This window comes from Pantoea sp. XAF26B01_ASV70 (genome assembly GCF_054512635.1).
Genome location: NZ_JBTNCJ010000002.1, coordinates 164,948 through 181,637 on the forward strand (window position 1 = coordinate 164,948; position 16,690 = coordinate 181,637).

At 56.5% G+C, this 16,690-nt stretch carries 12 protein-coding genes; all 12 read right to left on the bottom strand.

All coding sequences use genetic code 11. The features are described 5' to 3' along the window. Nucleotide 1: 1 nt before the first annotated feature. On the bottom strand, nucleotides 2–1,102 hold the full coding sequence (locus ACX8ZY_RS20300; RefSeq protein ID WP_425021034.1) for an alkylhydroperoxidase domain protein: 1,101 nt from the start codon (nucleotides 1,100–1,102) through the stop codon (nucleotides 2–4). Then, nucleotides 1,099–2,106, bottom strand: coding sequence for a putative FMN-dependent luciferase-like monooxygenase (locus ACX8ZY_RS20305; protein ID WP_033773391.1), 1,008 nt, complete (start codon nucleotides 2,104–2,106; stop codon nucleotides 1,099–1,101). The genes ACX8ZY_RS20300 and ACX8ZY_RS20305 overlap by 4 nt, the downstream gene beginning before the upstream one ends. Then, on the bottom strand, nucleotides 2,103–3,722 hold the full coding sequence (locus ACX8ZY_RS20310) for a dipeptide ABC transporter ATP-binding protein (RefSeq protein ID WP_060679216.1): 1,620 nt from the start codon (nucleotides 3,720–3,722) through the stop codon (nucleotides 2,103–2,105). Before ACX8ZY_RS20310 ends, ACX8ZY_RS20305 begins: the two co-directional genes overlap by 4 nt. Beyond that, nucleotides 3,719–4,570, bottom strand: coding sequence for an ABC transporter permease (locus ACX8ZY_RS20315; protein ID WP_158149878.1), 852 nt, complete (start codon nucleotides 4,568–4,570; stop codon nucleotides 3,719–3,721). Before ACX8ZY_RS20315 ends, ACX8ZY_RS20310 begins: the two co-directional genes overlap by 4 nt. After that, nucleotides 4,567–5,508: an ABC transporter permease gene (locus ACX8ZY_RS20320; protein WP_052270707.1), complete on the bottom strand. Its 942-nt coding sequence runs from the start codon at nucleotides 5,506–5,508 to the stop codon at nucleotides 4,567–4,569. Before ACX8ZY_RS20320 ends, ACX8ZY_RS20315 begins: the two co-directional genes overlap by 4 nt. Nucleotides 5,509–5,520: 12 nt before the next feature. Beyond that, complete coding sequence (locus tag ACX8ZY_RS20325; protein ID WP_311979467.1) at nucleotides 5,521–7,155, bottom strand: TIGR04028 family ABC transporter substrate-binding protein; 1,635 nt, start codon at nucleotides 7,153–7,155, stop codon at nucleotides 5,521–5,523. A gap of 347 nt (nucleotides 7,156–7,502) precedes the next feature. After that, the gene (gene nudI / locus ACX8ZY_RS20330; RefSeq protein ID WP_022624355.1) at nucleotides 7,503–7,928 is read right to left on the bottom strand and encodes a nucleoside triphosphatase NudI; all 426 of its coding nucleotides are present in this window, start codon (nucleotides 7,926–7,928) and stop codon (nucleotides 7,503–7,505) included. Between the two features lie 318 nt (nucleotides 7,929–8,246). Continuing rightward, nucleotides 8,247–9,473 (bottom strand): MFS transporter, encoded by a 1,227-nt coding sequence (locus tag ACX8ZY_RS20335; RefSeq protein WP_425021033.1) that lies wholly within the window; start codon nucleotides 9,471–9,473, stop codon nucleotides 8,247–8,249. Between the two features lie 77 nt (nucleotides 9,474–9,550). After that, the gene (locus ACX8ZY_RS20340; RefSeq protein WP_425021032.1) at nucleotides 9,551–11,905 is read right to left on the bottom strand and encodes a GNAT family N-acetyltransferase; all 2,355 of its coding nucleotides are present in this window, start codon (nucleotides 11,903–11,905) and stop codon (nucleotides 9,551–9,553) included. Nucleotide 11,906: 1 nt separating this feature from the next. After that, a complete protein-coding gene (locus ACX8ZY_RS20345; protein ID WP_154210120.1) occupies nucleotides 11,907–13,199 on the bottom strand; it encodes a lysine N(6)-hydroxylase/L-ornithine N(5)-oxygenase family protein in 1,293 nt (430 codons plus the stop codon). Nucleotides 13,200–13,209: 10 nt separating this feature from the next. After that, on the bottom strand, nucleotides 13,210–14,763 hold the full coding sequence (locus tag ACX8ZY_RS20350; RefSeq protein WP_187492241.1) for a pyridoxal phosphate-dependent decarboxylase family protein: 1,554 nt from the start codon (nucleotides 14,761–14,763) through the stop codon (nucleotides 13,210–13,212). 552 nt (nucleotides 14,764–15,315) lie between these two features. Continuing rightward, entirely contained in the window at nucleotides 15,316–16,689 is a 1,374-nt protein-coding gene (locus ACX8ZY_RS20355; RefSeq protein ID WP_033760509.1) for a PTS ascorbate transporter subunit IIC, read from the bottom strand. Nucleotide 16,690 lies beyond the last annotated feature (1 nt).

A 16,690-nucleotide genomic window follows, 5' to 3' on the forward strand; every position in this document is an offset into this window, starting at 1 on the left:
ATTATCCCTGTTGTTCCGGCAGAAAAGGTTCGCCCAGCGTCAGCATCAGGCGATTAGCCCAGGCAAAAAAGGCGGTTGATTGAATCAGATCGAGCAGGGCGAGCGTATCCAGACCCTGTTCACGCAGTGCAGAGAGCTGCGACTGTGTCGGCTGGGCAGGGGTCAGCGACAGTGCTGCTGAGAATGCGATGATCGCCTGCCAGCGCGCGGCGTGTCCGTGAGATAACACCGCGCCGGGTGCAACATTCAGCAGCTTCTGTACCGCTTCATCCTGCTTTGAGAGCTGGCTGGCTTTACGCGCATGGACTGAGGCGCAGTAAATGCAGCCGTTGACCTTACTCACCACGGTGGCAGCCAGTTCGCGCTCGGCGCGTGGCAGCCCTCCTGCGGTATAAAAAATGCCTTTATCGGTCAGGGTGCGCTGTTCCAGCAACGGCAGATTGCGCGCCAGCAGGCGAAAATAGTCGGAGTCGGTGTGACCGAATTTTGCCAGTGTCGCCTGCTCTTCCTCGCTGAATTCCGTCAGCGGTTTTGCCGGCAGCCAGGGCTCCCAGCCGAGTTCCTGTTGCGTAAACGCGGTCAGGGCAGTTTTGCCGCTGGCGGTATGTAAGGCCTCGTGCCAGTGACCGGCGACTACCGGGGCAACCTCATGCGGTGCCTCATCGCCCTGTAAGCTGCGCAGACCCGCCAGCAACCGGCTCTGAAAACTGACAAACGCCACCAGCTGTGCCAGTGTGACAATGCCGCGCAGGCTCCAGCCCGCCTGTTTCAAAGCCTCCAGATGCGCGGGTGCAGCAGTAACCGGCTCAAAGGTCAGGCGATGGGCAAAAGCCTGTGCCGCGTTGATCCGATCACTCCCGGCCAGACTCTCCTGTGGCTGGTAGTGCGCCTGCAGGCCGGGTTGTGCATGCCAGCCGGCAACCTGTGCGGCCAGCAGACGGCGCTCCGCCAGCGGAAAATCTTCATCACCCTGGCTAAACAACAGGGTGTAGCTACCCTGAGCATGTTGTGTGGCGGCGTGACGTGTCTGGCGCGCATGGGCCAGTTCGGAATCGGGATCGATATCTGCCAGTGTGGCAATCAAATCGTCAGGTTGATTCATGAAATTCTCCTGTGAGGTTCGCCAGCGGCACGAAGCGCGGGCGCAAGATGTTGGGCAATCAGTTCAATCGAGCGCAGCGTGTCGGCATGCGAAGGCTCAACCGAATGCACCTGAAATGAGATGTCGGTGACGCGCGCCAGTGCGCTGTCCTGCGCCAGCGAGTGCTGCACCTGATCGATGCCGCCAACATGGGCATCAAACTGCGCCAGCAGGTCATCAAAGCGTTCACCGCGTAATTCGCCACGATACTGCGCAGCCTGCTGACGAATTCCCGGTTCAGCTACCTGACGGGCATAGCGGTCAGAATCGGCCACGAATGCGGTACGGGAGGCGAGGATGCGCGGAGTGGTTCCCGCAGGAAGTGCCGCAAGATAGGCATCGATCAGCGGATTCTGCAATGCATCCAGCGGCAGCTCAGGCTGGCCCGCCGGACGCGGCTGGGTGCGGGACAGCATCAGGCCATGGCCGCCCTGAGCGGCACGGATCGCGCCCTCAACCGAGAAGGTGGCGATCCACACCCGTCCGGCAAGTTGCGGCGCGGCGGGATAGAGATGATTATCAGGATGCCCCAGTGAATCCCCGCGCCAGGCGCTGAGCAGCGTATGCAGATGGTCGGCAAAAGCGGCACCGCGCTCGGTAAAGGTCAGACCAAACGGCAAAAACGAATCCGGCGTGCCACCGGAGCCCAGCCCGATCTCCAGCCGCCCATCTGCCAGCAGATCCAGTACTGCGGCATCTTCAGCCACCCGCAGCGCATTTTCCATTGGCAGGGTGATGATGGCGGTGCCGAGCCGGATGGTGCGGGTCTGCGCGGCGACATGCGCCAGGAAGAGCAGCGGCGACGGCAGACCACCCTCATCCTGATGAAAATGGTGCTGAGCAATCCACGCATTATCAAATCCGCAGCGTTCGGCATGCTGAATCTGTTCGGTGGCCAGCTGATAGCGCTGTTTCGCCGGCACCTTATCCAGCAGTCGGGTAAAAAATCCGAGACGTCGGCTCATGCTGACTCCTTGTGGGTTAAGGGAATAAGCGGAGGAATGGCAGCCATTAATTCCCGGGTATAAGGATGCTGTGGCGCACTGAAAATAGTGACAACGTCACCTTGCTCTGCGACTTCGCCCGCTTTTAACACCGTGACGCTGTCGGCAATCTGCCGCACCGTCGCCAGGTCGTGCGTGATAAACAGATAGGTCAGACCCAGTTCGGCCTGGAGCTGCTGCAACAGGTCGAGGATTTGCGCCTGCACCGTGACATCCAGCGCCGAGGTCGCCTCATCCAGTACCAGAATCTCCGGCTTGCAGATCAGTGCCCGGGCAAGCGCCACACGCTGCCGCTGACCGCCCGAGAGTTCGTGAGGATGACGTGACAGAAGAGAGAGCGGCAGCGCCACCCGCGTGGTCATCCCTTCTACGCGCTCACGGCGCTGACTGCGGCTCAGTCGCTCAAAATTACGCAGTGGCTCTTCAATAATTGCATATAGCGTCTGACGCGGATCGAGCGAGGCAAATGGGTTCTGATAGACAAACTGGATCTTCCGCCGCAGCTGACGCAGCGCCTCGCCGCGTAATCCGTTGACCACGATGCCATCCAGCGTCACCTCGCCGCTGTCTGCGGTTTCAAAACCCATAACGATGCGCGCCAGCGTGGTTTTGCCTGAGCCGGATTCGCCTACCAGTGCATGCGTAGTGCCGCGCGCAACCTGAAAGCTGACCTGGTTCAGCGCCTGCAAACGCTGCTGTTTGCCCAGCGAAAAGCTTTTCATCACGCCGGTTGCCCGGATGGCGGGGGCAGAAAAACGGGCGGTTGCAGATTTAACTCTGGCGGGTCGCTGCGGTGCCGCATCATTCAGTAACTGACGGGTATAAGGATGAGCAGGCGCGCTGATAACCTGTTCAGTGCGGCCCGATTCCTGAATCTCGCCGTGACGAAACACGATAATACGATCTGCGCGTTGCGCCGCCAGCGCCAGGTCGTGGGTGACAAACAGCACGGCGGTGCGGGATTCCTGCCGCAGGTTGTCCAGCAGATCGAGAATGCGCTTTTGCACGGTGACATCCAGCGCGCTGGTCGGCTCATCCGCAATAATGATCTCCGGCTGCAAGGCGAGGGCAATGGCGATCAATACCCGCTGCTTCATGCCGCCCGACAGCTGATGCGGATACTGCTTAACCCGCTGTTCCGGATGGCTAAGTCCGACGCGATTCAGCAGGTCAATCACCCGCTGCTGGCGCTGCGCTGACGGTAATTTCAGGTGCAGTCGCAGGATCTCTTCCACCTGTTCGCCGACCGTTTTCACCGGGTTCAGGGAATTACCGGGATCCTGCGGTACCAGACTGATGCGCGCCCCGCGCAGCGTATCGAAACGCTTTTGCGACCACTGACTGATATCCACGCCGTTGAGCAGGATCTCTCCCCCTTCGCGACGGCCATTTTCCGCCATCAGACCCATTATCGCCTGTGCGGTGGTGGTTTTACCGGAGCCGGACTCCCCGACCAGCGCCACCATCTCACCGGGCTGCAGCTCGAAGCTGACGTTATGTACCACCGGCTGCCAACGGTTGCCGCTGCGATAGCTTAGCGTCAGATTGTTGACCGCGAGTAACGGCTGAGCGCTCATCGGCGTCCTCCTGAAAGTTGCTGGCTGATACGGTTGGCTGCAAGCACCACAGCGACTACCACCACACCAGGAAAAGTGGTCAGCCACCAGGCGGTAGCCAGATAATTACGCCCTTCAGCGATTAACAGACCCCATTCCGGCACCGGCGGTGGGGTGCCGTAGCCGAGGAAGCTCAGAGTCGACAGCGCCAGAATCGCCTGACCAAATTGCAGGGCGGCATAGGCGATCACCGGCGTCAGCGCATTGGGCAGAATGTGACGCCACAGCACGCTGAAAAAGCGGCCGCCACTGCCGTAAGCCGCTTCGACATACTCGCTGTGACGGATGCGTACCACTTCGGCGCGTGCCAGTCGGGCGAAGCTGGCGATGGAGGCGATGCCCACCGCTAATGCGGCATTCAGGGTGCCGAAGCCGAGTAAAATCAGCACGCTCAGAGAGAGCAGCAGCGCCGGAATCGCCAGCAGGACATCCACTGCGCGCATCACAATTGATTCAGTTTTGCCACCGATAGCCCCTGCCACCAGACCCAGCGCGGTACCTGCCAGCAGTCCGATCGCCACCGCCATGACGGCGGCGGAGAGTGAATGGGACGCGCCGTAAACGATGCGGGCAAAAAGATCGCGGCCGAGCTGATCGGTGCCGAGCCAGTGTCCGGCCTGCGGAGCGAGTCGCTGTGCACCCGCAATTCCTTCAATCGGGCTGGCCTGGGTAAAGAGGGCCGGGAACAGGGCTGCCAGTACGGCCAGCAGCATGACTGAAACGGCGAGCCACAGGCCCGGCGAGAACTGTAAAGTGCGCATCTTTGCCGCCACGGGTTGCCGCGCAGCAGCGTAATCAACCAGACTCATGTTGCACCTCGTAACAGCTGTAAGCGCGGGTCAAACAGCGGCATCAGCAGATCCACCAGCAGGTTGATCACCACAAAACCCAGCGCAGAGATCATCACCACCGCCTGCAACACCGCCACATCCTGATTGTTCACCGCCTGCTGCGTCAGCTGACCGAGACCGCCCAGGCCAAACACCGTTTCGGTGATCAGCGCACCGGCAATCAGTTCTCCCAGCAGCAGGCCCGCCACGGTGAGCACCGGCAGCATGGCGTTGCGCAGGATGTGCCGCCACAGCACAGAGTGCTCGCTGGCCCCTTTGGCGCGCGCCACCGCCACAAAAGGCCGGGTTGAAACCTCATCGATGCTGCGCAACAGAATCTGAGCCAGCGGCGCTGAGATCGGAACGGCGACCGTAATAATGGGCAGAATCAGTCCCTGCCACGGTGAGGGATTGATTACCGGGATCCAGCGCAGCTGGAATGAGAAGAGCTGAATCAGGGCTATGCCGAGCCAGAAGGTCGGCACTGAGATAAACAGCGCGGGCAGTGACTGCAGCAGATTACGCAGGCCGCGCAGGGCAGGCAGCCGCGACAGTGTCGCCAGCACGAATGCCAGCAGTGTCGCCAGCAAAAAGCCGCACAGAGCCAGTCGCAGCGTGCCAGGCAGATTGCTGGTCAGCAGTTCACTGACCGGTACGCCCGCCTGCACCGAATAGCCGAAGTCGCCGTGCAGCATTGCCGCCAGCGTGTGCAGATATTGCTGCCACAGCGGGCTGTCCGCGCCATAGGCCTGACGCATCTCAGCAATCTGCTGCGGACTCAGGCCGAGATCCGGATTCTGAAATTTGATCAGGACCGCATCGCCTGGCAGCACCTGCAGCAGCACAAACGACAGGGTAAACGCGGCCCACAGGACCAATACCCCCAGGCCAGCGCGTTGCAGCAGATAATGACGCATCCTCACCTCCGGTTACTGTTTTTCCAGCCAGGCGCCATAGAGTGCCGGACGGCCCACCGCTTCAAAACTGACCCCTTTCAGCCAGGGCGCACCGGCATAGACCTGCGGCTCTTCGAAGATCGGAATCACATAGGCCTGGTCCAGCAGATACCGCTGAACGTCACCGGTCAGCTGTAATCTTTTTGCCGGGTCAACTTCAGCGGAGATGGCGACCAGCAGCTGGTTCAGCTTGTCATCACGGAAGTTTTTCACTTTGTCGCTGGAGCCGCCTTTCTGCAGCAGGTTGTCGCGGTTAGCCGGGTAGAAGCTGCTTTTGATCACGTCGGGATCGGCGCGGCCGACTTCGGTGACGTTCAGCGGGGTCTTTAGGGGGTCGAGGTTATCCAGCGTTTTGCTGCCGGCATCGCCCGCTTTAACGCTGAGGGCGACGCCCGCCTGGCGCCACTGCTGTGCCACCAATTGCAGCACCTCTTTGTTTTGAGGCTGTGGCAGTGATTCATAGACGGTTAGCGCCAGTCGCTGGCCTGCTTTTTCACGGATGCCATCGGCACCCGGTTGCCAGCCCGCCTGGTCCAGCAATGCCTTCGCTTTTGTCAGATCAAAAGTGAGTTTGTCCGCCAGATTGACGTAGCCGGCGGCGGTGGTGGCCACGACCGAGGTTGCCTGTGGATAGTTCGGCGAGAAGAGCGTCTCAACCACCTGTTTGGCATTGGTGGCGTGCAGCAGCGCCTGACGCACCCGGATATCGCTGACCAGCGGATTATCCGGACGGAAGCTGAGGCTGTCGTTTACGCCACGGGTCGGCGCGGCATAAACCGTGAAGTTCTGATCTTTAGCCTGCTTCTCATCGTAGGCCTGCACCTGACGGATCAGGCCTGCCTGGCCCGCCAGCAGTGCACCGATGCGCACGCTGTCTTCTGGCGTCACGATCACTTTTATCGCATCCAGATTGGCCGGACCTTGTTGCTGAATGTTTTTCGGTCCCCACTGATAATCTTTACGTGCCACCAGATCCACTTCCCGACCGAGCTTCTCATCACTTACCACAAACGGGCCGGAGCCGATGATGTGACGGGCATCGCCCAGCTGATCGAAACTGCGCGCCAGGGTACTCAGTGAGACCAGGCCAGAGCCAATGGTGGCGGTGCCCTGCAAAAATCCGGGTGAGGGCTTTTTAAAATAGAATTTCACCGTCAGCGGGTCGATCACCTCGCTGCGTTCATAGTTATTAATCACTTCCGATACCGGCAGGCGCAGCGCTTTATTTCCCAGCCCGTAAGTATCAAAGTTTTTCGCCACCGCGTTCGCATCTAATGGTGTGCCATCGGAAAAAGTCACGCCAGGCCGTAATTTAAAGGTATATTCGGTTTTGTCGGCATTGGTGGTCCAGCTTTCCGCAATCCAGGGTTCAACCTGCAGCGTTTCGGGATTCTGCCAGGTTAATTTATCGGTAATCTGATTGAGAATGCCGCCATTAGGGTAAAAGCCGCCGGCAGGCGGATAGAGGTTGGTATGTGCCTGCTGTTCAAGATAAATCAGCGTACCGCCTTTGACCGGTGCAGCCACCGCGTTAAAGGTCAGAGTCCCGGCAAGTAAAGTAAAAACCAGCGTTTGTGCGCGTGGTTTAAGGGGAAATAACGTCTTCATGGTGAATTCCTTTGTTATCAATTGCCTCAGCAGGCGGAATCATCATCGAATGACGCAACACACAGATAAAGTAACGATTTGGTCAAAGCTTATCTGAAAAAAATAAATGCGGGATTGGGTGGTTGATATTAGTCTGAATGGGATGACCTAAGATAAACGTTCAAAGTGTAAATCGGCATCCATTGCCAGAGCAGGGAGCCCATGAATAGAGTGTAAGATGAGGCAGTGTTGAAACACTGGACATGCCAGAAAACGCTGAAGTTTTCCGTTGCATAAGCACTGCCCCGTTTAGCTAAAATCGTACTTAAGTTATCGATAGACTTTTAAGGAGTTCCTGCAATGCATATTCAGATAAGTCCTTTTTGGCTAAACGTAATCCGGGTGGCTTCATTCAGATCAATGTTTTTTAAAGCCTCAGGTTCTACCCAGATAATCTCCTGAAACTCTTCATTGAAGGTTATTGTTCGGTTTGCGCTCAGACAATCAAAGATAAGATAGATCATATAAATTTCTTCAGTCATTCCATCAGAATAGGTTTTGATTCTGACATCATCCCGAAACGTCCAGGGTGTGATATTTGTTATCTTGAGCGCCTCGCCTAATTCTTCCCTGATTTCCCGCTTTAATGCTTCTTCGATTGTTTCACCTGGCTCCATTCCGCCGCCTGGCAAAGCCCACTGTCCAGGAAAAACACCCCTGTCAGATGCCATTTTACATAGCAAATATTTACCCTCATTTTGAATGACCGGGCACACAATGACTCTCTGTCGCATTACTTCTCCTTATTGATGTTAAAAATTCCAGATCTGAAATGGGCGGTTCAGAAGGCCGATAGTTGTTTTGTCATTTTTCTGGTCATACTTACCGCTCAACAGCTTAGCGAGACAATGCTTCTGACACCGATGTCACAAAAGTGGCATTCCTGTTATAAAAACCAGGAAGCACTCTTAAGAATCCTCAAATCAGAAAGATTATAACCATGGGAATTGTAAGGGTATGGTGCGGCGATCACGCTTTAATGATGCCGTAATCGGATTCTTTATGGTTAGCAGTGCGGGCAAGTACTATATCGCACTGCTAAATATATTCGATTATTCCGTGCACAATTTCCGCTGGCCTGCACGCAGAAAAGCGCTGACCAGAACCAGCCACAGCAGACCGCAGATCAGGTTCACCACACTGAAGCCGCCGGTGCCGTAACTAAAATAGGCGGTTTTGGCTGCTTCAATGCCCAGCGCAATAATCAGAATACTCACCATGCCGAGCATCGCCGCCACGCTGCCTTTTCCGGCGCTGCTGGAAAAAAGCGTCATGCGATAGAGTCCGGCGCTAACCAGCCCGGCGCCGAAGCCGTAGAGGCTAATTCCGGCAGTCAGCCACAGATAGCTTTGCGGATTTAGCACGGTAGCGGTTACTGCGATTGCCAGCCCGCAGACCACCGGCCAGGCACCGAGCCGTAACGGCTGTTCAATGGGCAGACGGCTGGATAAGCGTCCCAGCGTCAGGTTGCCCGCAATCATGGCGGCGAAGACCGGCAGCTGTAATAACGCATAGCCGATGCGGCTGAGTCCCGCATCATGAATTAAAATCACCGGCGACAACGCGACCCAGGCGATGCAGGGCACGGTGACCAGCCCGATGGCCAGCGAGCCGCGCATCACCTGACGATCCTTCAGCAATGCCGCGTAACCGTTGATAATCGATCGAAGCGACAGCGGTTTCTGCCGGTCGCCTGCGGTTTCGGGCATCGCATACCACAGACCTGCCAGCGCCAGCGCCGCGACAGCGCCAATCAGCCAGAACAGGGTGCGCCATTCACCCACGGTAAGAAAAGCCGCGCCCGCCAGCGGACCGGCCAGCGGAGCCAGCAGGGCGACGTTGGCCATCAGCGCCATCATTTTGATGCTGAGCGATTCCGTAAAGGCCTCCTGCACCGCCGCGTAGCCTACCGCGCCAATAAAACATAGGCTGACGCCCTGCAGAAAACGCAGCAGGACGAACTGCTCAATGCTTTGTACCCAGTGCGTCGCCACACACGAGAGCATAAAAAAGGCCACGCCGCTAAGTAGCACCGGACGCCGCCCGATGCGGTCAGAGAGGGGGCCAAGCAGCCATTGCAGCATAATGCCACCGGCCAGATAGGCGGTGAGCGAAGTAGAGACCCACTCCGGCCCGACCTTAAATTCCTGAGTCACCAGCAGCATGCCGGGCTGGATCATGTCGTGAGCGATATAGGTAGCGAACTCAAACAACACCAGCGACAGCGGGAAGATCAGATGTCGTCGGGTCAGTTGCGCGACCGGTTCGAAAGAAACCATTACGGATACCTACGATAAAGCCATTAAAAAAGCGGCCACCAGGGTGACCGCATAATTGCAGCGTGACGGTGTAACGCTTATCGCCAGCGGGCGATCGGGTTATTCAGCGTTCCGGCGAACTTGAGGTTCTCAGCGGGATCGGCGAGGTTTATCATCTGCTGGTTATTCGCCAGCTGCAGGCGGTTCAGACAGGAGCGGGTAAACTCCGGCGCGAACATGTCATAGCGCGCGAACTTAGTGGCATGCTCCGGGTGCGCCTGCTGGTAATCCTTCACGCACTGCGCCACCGCCTGCCAGAACTCTTCCTCCGGCAGCGTTCCTGACTGATGCAGAATCGCGCTGATAAAGCGGAAAATGCAGTCAAACACATCGGTGAAGATCGAGAGCAGCTTCAGGTTCTCCGGCACATCGACCGCCAGACGCTGCACGCCTTCCGGCAGCACCGCATCCGGATTCATCACGGCGATCTCTTCGCCGATATCCTTCATGTATGCACTGACCGGCACGTTGTTCTCCAGCAGCATGATGAGGTTTTCACCGTGCGGCATAAACACCAGGTCATGCTGATAGAAGCAGTGCAGCAGCGGGCTGAGATAGCAGGTCAGGTAGCGTTCTATCCACTGCTTCGCGGGCAAACCAGAATCCGCTATCAGCGCTGGCAGCAGTGCCTGCTGATGGTGATCGACGTGCAGGAAAGAGGCCATGGTCATCAGACGCTGGCCGGACTGCAGGCTGGCCGCAGGATTATCCCGCCACAGCGCTGCAAACATCTTTTTATAGGCGGAGTCGCCTTTGATCGCCTGCTCATAGTAGCGGTTGTGATAGCCGACCGCCGCGACTTCGCGCAGGATGCGGAAATCACAGCGATTCAGCCACGCATCGCCAGCAACCAGTTGTTCCAGCCAGCCGTTTATCGCAGGCGTTGTCGCCATATAGTAGGGGGACAGTCCGCGCATAAAGCCCATGTTCAGCACCGACAGGGCGGTTTTCACGTAGCGCTTCGTGGGCTGGCTGCGGTTAAAGAAGGTGCGGATCGACTGCTGCGCCTGGTAAGCATCGTCTCCGGTGCCGAGATAAACAATATCGTGACTGGCGATGTCCGCCGCAAATACGGTCAGCAGTTTGTTCTGCCACTGCCACGGATGCACCGGCATCAGGATATACTCCTCAACCGCCAGCCCTTTATTCACCAGCTGCGCAGTAAACTGCTCCAGGGTGGTGTCGCCCAGTTCATCACGCATCAACTGCTCATAGCTCAGCTCGCTGAGGCTGGAGAAATGGGCGTTGCGGCGATGAACCGCGACCCAGATGAGGTGAACGGGCGCGGCGGCCTCGGGCGCATACGCCAGATAATCATGGGCATCGAAGCCAATACGCCCGTTGTTGGCAACAAAGCAGGGATGGCCTTCGGTCATCGCCGCTTCCACCGTCTGGAAATCGGCTGAGACCAGCGCCTGGCTGTCAGGATTATTCTTCTGCAGCTTATAAACGCTGCTGCACAGCGTGCTGCTGATCTCTTCCATGTAGGTCGCCAGCAGTGCCTGTGTAATACCGATCTCCCCGTTAAACTCCACGATAAATTTCAGCGCATCCAGCGGCAGATCACGACCGTTCTCCTGCTTGCGCAGTGAGCCGGCGTCGATTTCCCAGTGATCCAGCGCCAGCCGCGACGCCCGGAAATGGTAGCTCGCTTCACCGCCTGGCACCGCAAGCTGATAGCTGCCGTCGCCCGACTCCTGTGGCGTAATGATTTTCTCATGCGCGAACTCGGCAATCGCTTTCCGGATCAGCATGCGGTTTGCCTGCGCCCATTGGTCGCCCGTCAGATGTGTACCGTTCATCAGAGAAGAGGGGGTGTTCATAGTCTGCGACTCCTGCAGTAACGCGTGTTGATAATCTTCCCGCTGGCAAAAGGCCAGCCAGGCGGTTTTATGACCCATGTCGATGGTGTGCTGATAGCGGAACCCGGCACGCTTATTCAGCACGTGAATCTTCTCATTGCGCACATCTGGCTCTACCACCACGCGGCGCACCTCGGGGTGGCTGAACATGTAGTCCATCACCAGCGTGAAGACCTGCCAGCTGAAGGCTCTGATCGGCTGGCTGGCGGGGGCAATCAGAATATGCATGCCGTAATCATCGGGTGCGGCAGGATAAAACTTGCCGACCTCATCGTCGCTGGCGCGATAGCACTCAATCAGGCAGACCGGCTGGTCGTTGCAGCAACCAATCAGCGCAGCATGGGGATCGGCTGCAGTCAGCGTCTGATAGAACTCAGCGACCTGATTCAGGCTCTGCTGCTGCATGCCCCAGAAGCGGGCGTAATCGCGGGTGACCCAGCTATGAATCAGCGGCGCATCGCTGGCGAGCATGGGCCTCAGGGTGAACTGGCCTGCGGGGCGGGCGGCGCTGAACAGTGTTTGTGAACTCATCTCAGTGCTCCGATTTAGCCGGGAAGGTCTGGAAGGCAATCTGACGCTCGATCGGGTAGACCTCGCGTCCTGTCAGTTCGCGCAGCAGCACCGAGTTGCGGTAGCAGGCCATGCCGAGATCCGGCGTAACAAAACCGTGGGTGTGCAGTTCGGCGTTCTGCACGAAGATCTGATTGTGATAATCGATGCTGTAGTTGCGCTGCACGTCGTAGCGGCCTTTGTCATCCCAGCGCAGGCGGGCGTTGATGCCCTCTAAAAACATCGGTGGCTGGTAGTGATAGCCGGTCGCCATCACCAGTCCTTCGGTGCGACGGGTGAAGGTGCAATCCTGCTCCTCCTGATGCAGCGTCAGCTCAAACTCTCCCTGCGGCAGCCAGCGCATAGCGGTCAGCGCCGAGTGAGTAAACAGGTTAACGTTCAGATCGCCGTCGAGCTGTTTGACATACATCAGGTCATAAATGTCGTTAATCAGGCTGCTGTTGATGCCTTTGTAGAGATTCTTGTGGCGCGCATTCAGTTCGTCGCGGGTGCTGGCGGGCAGCGCGTGGAAATAGTCGACCCACTCCGGCGAAGTCATCTCCAGCGTGAGCTTGGTGTACTCCAGCGGATAGAAGCGCGGCGCGCGGGTGATCCAGTTGAGCTGATAGCCAAAGCGGTCGATATCGGTCAGCAGGTCGTAGTAGATTTCTGCCGCGCTCTGGCCGCTGCCCAGCACGGTGATGGAACGCTTCTGCTGCAGTTCCGCTTTGTTGACCAGATAGTGGCTTGAGTGCGTCAGGCGCTGGCGGTGCGGCTGGCTGCACTCCGGCATCCAGGCTTTAGGCCCGGTGCCGAGGATCAGATGTCGTGCCAGATAGTTCTGTTTCTGACCATTCCGGGTGTCGGTCACCTGAAGGTGATAGACGCCAGCCGCCTCATCGTAGCTGACATACTCAACGTGGCTGTTCCAGCGCAGATTAGAGAGCCGCGAACTGGCCCACTGGCAGTACTGATTATACTCTTTGCGCATCAGGAAGAAGTCTTCACGGATATAAAAAGAGTATAATTTCCCCTTTTCCTTCATGTAGTTAAGCAGGCTGTAAGGGCTGGTCGGATCGGCGAGCGTCACCAGATCGGCCATAAACGGCGTCTGCAGATGGGCATTTTCCAGCATCATGCCGGTGTGCCAGTCAAAGCCCGGGTTCTCATCCAGGAAAAGACCGTTCAGTCCCTCAACCGGCTCACTCAGACAGGCCAGACTCAGGTTGAAAGGGCCGATACCGATACCAATAAAATCGTAAACGGAATTATTCATTTCAGAGCTCTCACTGTTTCGCCGCGTTCAGCGCAGACGCACGTACCTGCTCGCGGCCATAGTGCGCGATCAGGCTCAGCACATCTTCGATGTCGGCGATGGTCGTGGTGGGATTTAACAGGGTGAATTTCAGGTACTGACGCCCATCGACTTTGGTTCCGGCAATCACTGCGTTGCCGGAGCGGAAGAGCGCTTTACGGATAGCGGCGTTGATTTCGTCGATCTGTGCGTCGCTGGCGTTTTTGCCGGGCACGTAGCGGAAAATCTGGGTGGTCAGCTCAGGCGCGTGCAGCACTTCGATAGCAGAATGCGCAGTTAACCGCTCATGAGCCGCCTGTGTCAGCTCTATCAGCGTATCGAAAGCGTCACCCAGCGCCGCCGGACCCATCACGCGCAGGGTCAGCCACATTTTTAGCGCATCAAATCGGCGGGTGGTCTGAATGCTTTTGTTGACCAGGTTCGGCGTGCCTTCCTGCTGGGCGCTGAGCGGATTCAGGTAATCTGCATGGTGCGTGACATGCTTCAGGTTGTGGCTGTCCCGCACAAAGAACGCACCGCAGCTGACGGTCTGGAAGAAAGATTTGTGATAATCGACGGTGACGGAATCAGCCCGTTCAATGCCATTCAGGCGTGAGCGATGATTCTCTGAGACCAGCAGCCCACAGCCGTAAGCGGCGTCAACGTGCATCCACAAACCATAATTGTCACAGAGACGGGCAATCTCCGGCAGCGGATCGATGCTGCCAAAGTCCGTGGTGCCGCTGGTGGCAACCACAGCAATCGGGATCAGCCCTTCACTGCGACATTTTTCGATCTCCTGCGCCAGGCACGCTGCGTCCATACGGTAGTGAGCGTCGTGATCAACGGCGATAACTGCGTCATAGCCCAGCCCTAAAATCGCCATCGATTTCTGGATGCTGAAGTGGCTGAGTTTGGAGGTAAACACTCGCCATTTCGACGCGGTCTCAGGCAGGCCGCGATGTTTAATCAGATGCCCCGGATGATGTGCCGCGCACCAGCTATCACGCGCCAGCAGCATTGCCATCAGGTTGGACTGGGTGCCGCCGCTGGTGAAGATCCCATCAGATCCGGCAGGCAGGCCGATGCGGCCAAGCGTCCAGTCGATCACCTTCTGCTCAATCAGCGTACCGCCTGCGCTCTGATCCCAGGTGTCGACCGAGCTATTCACTGCCGCCATAATCTGCTCAGCCATCAGAGAGGGCAGCACGACCGGGCAGTTCAGGTGCGCCAGGTATTTAGGGTGGTGAAACCAGACGGCGTCACGCAGATAGAGCTGACTCAGCTCTGTCAGGGCGTCATCGTTGTTACCCAGCGGACGATCGAGATCGACCTCACTGAATTCCGCCGCCAGTTCATGGGGCAGGATACCGCTGAAAGGCTTCTCAACGCCGGTAACGGTACGGGTCATCAGCGCCAGCACCTCCTGAGTCTGCTGCGACCAGGCCGCCAGTTGCTGATCGTTAAAAATAGCCGTTTCGGCACCGCTGGCATTGGATGCTGGCGCGAGATCCTGTGCCGCCTGAGTGGATGAGCGTAAAAGCATGTTCAGTTCCTGTGCGTTAATACCAGTGACCCTGCCGACGTAAGGTCAGCAGCGTTGGATGTCCGCTCAACAACTCCAGTAAACATAAAACTAACTAACCAGATAAAAACCCTGACCATTAAATGGATTAGTGTTTTCACCTTAAAAAGAGTAAATACCGCATATTATTTGTGGATTTGGCAGCGTTAAACGCTTTGTTATATGCGGATGAGAGTGTAAATGTTAATCATTATCATTCAAATGTTTTGTTGTTAAATTTTATTTATTAGTATGTCTAATGTTGAAAATGTGATGTTGATCACTTTTCTGGATCGGAATAATCCTTTTTTTACGCGGTTTAGCGCCATCAGATGTCAGGTAATTGGGATTGCGATTAGTGGCTATTGGTCAGGGGTGGGCGAAAACGAGTGGTAATAATAATTTTAGTTGGCGCTAAATGAGGCTCATTCTGATTGGTATTCAGGCGGGGCATAAGCGGAGCTGTAAAGCAGGTTACACACTAACAACCAGAAAGCGCTCATTGCCCTTTCTGGTTGCCATTAAGCGTTCTGATTATCCTGCATTTGTTTCTACAGGTGTCTTCTTTTTAGCCGTAAAGTTATAAATCACTAACAAGCCAAAAATGCCGGTGATAATCATGGTGATGGTTCCCTTATCCATAAAGTGAGCCATATTACCCAGCAGGATGCCGGTGACGCCGAAGTCGGTATCCGAGAAGGTGGTGTTGGTCAGCCCTATCTGTCCGAGTACCGGCAGCAGGGCGACAGGCAGGAAGGTAATTAACAGGCCATGAGCAAAGGCACCGCAAATCGCCCCACGCTTGCCGCCGGTCGCATTACCAAACACGCCAGCCGTAGCGCCACAGAAGAAGTGAGGAACCACACCCGGCAGAATCAATACCCAATGCAGCTGACCGAGAACAAACAGCCCCACCAGGCCACCGACAAAGCTGGAGATAAAGCCAACCAGCACCGCATTCGGGGCGTAGGGGAAAACAATCGGGCAATCCAGCGCCGGTCTGGCTTCCGGAACCAGTTTTTCTGAAAAGCCGGTAAAGGCAGGGACAATTTCAGCCAGGATTAAGCGCACACCCTGCAGAATGATAAAGACACCCGCCGCAAAGGTAATGGCCTGGATAAAGGAGTAAACAAGGTAGTTCTGACCATTGCTGAAATTAGCCTCTACATATTCTTTACCGGCAGACACCGACAGGATTAAGTAGATAATCATCATCGTCAGAGAGATCGAGATGGTACTGTCACGCAAAAAACTGAGGTTTTTTGGCATGTTCATCTCTTCGGTGGATTTAGATCCTTTGCCTACCAAAGAGCCGATCCAGCCTGATAAGACATAGCCAATTGTCCCGGTATGCGCCAGCGCGACATGATCGCCACCAATGATCTTACGCATATAGGGCTGGGCGATCGCCGGGAAGGTGGCCATCAGAATGCCCAACAGCAGTGACCCGGTGTAAATAAGCTGAATACCTTCAAAACCAGCAACCGATAAAATAATCGCGATCATACAGGCCATATAAAACGTCACATGCCCTGACAGATAGATATATTTCAGTCGGGTGAAGCGGGCGACAACGATGTTGGCGACCATGCCGAAGGCCATGATCATCGTGGTAGGCGCACCATATTTTGCCAGAGCGATAGAGACCATCGCTTCGTTATTAGGAATGATGCCCTGAACATCAAACGCATGTTTGAAAATGTCGCCCAGTGGCGTCAGTGAACCGACCAGTACGGTCGCACCGCCTGCCAGCACCAGAAAGCCCAGAATAGTTTTTACCGTGCCCTTGATAACATCAGGAAACGGCTTCTTCTGCGCAATCAGTCCGAAAAATGCCACCAGTCCGACTAATATAGAGGGCACTTTCAGCACGTCGACGACGAACTGTAAAAGATTTTGAGTAAACATA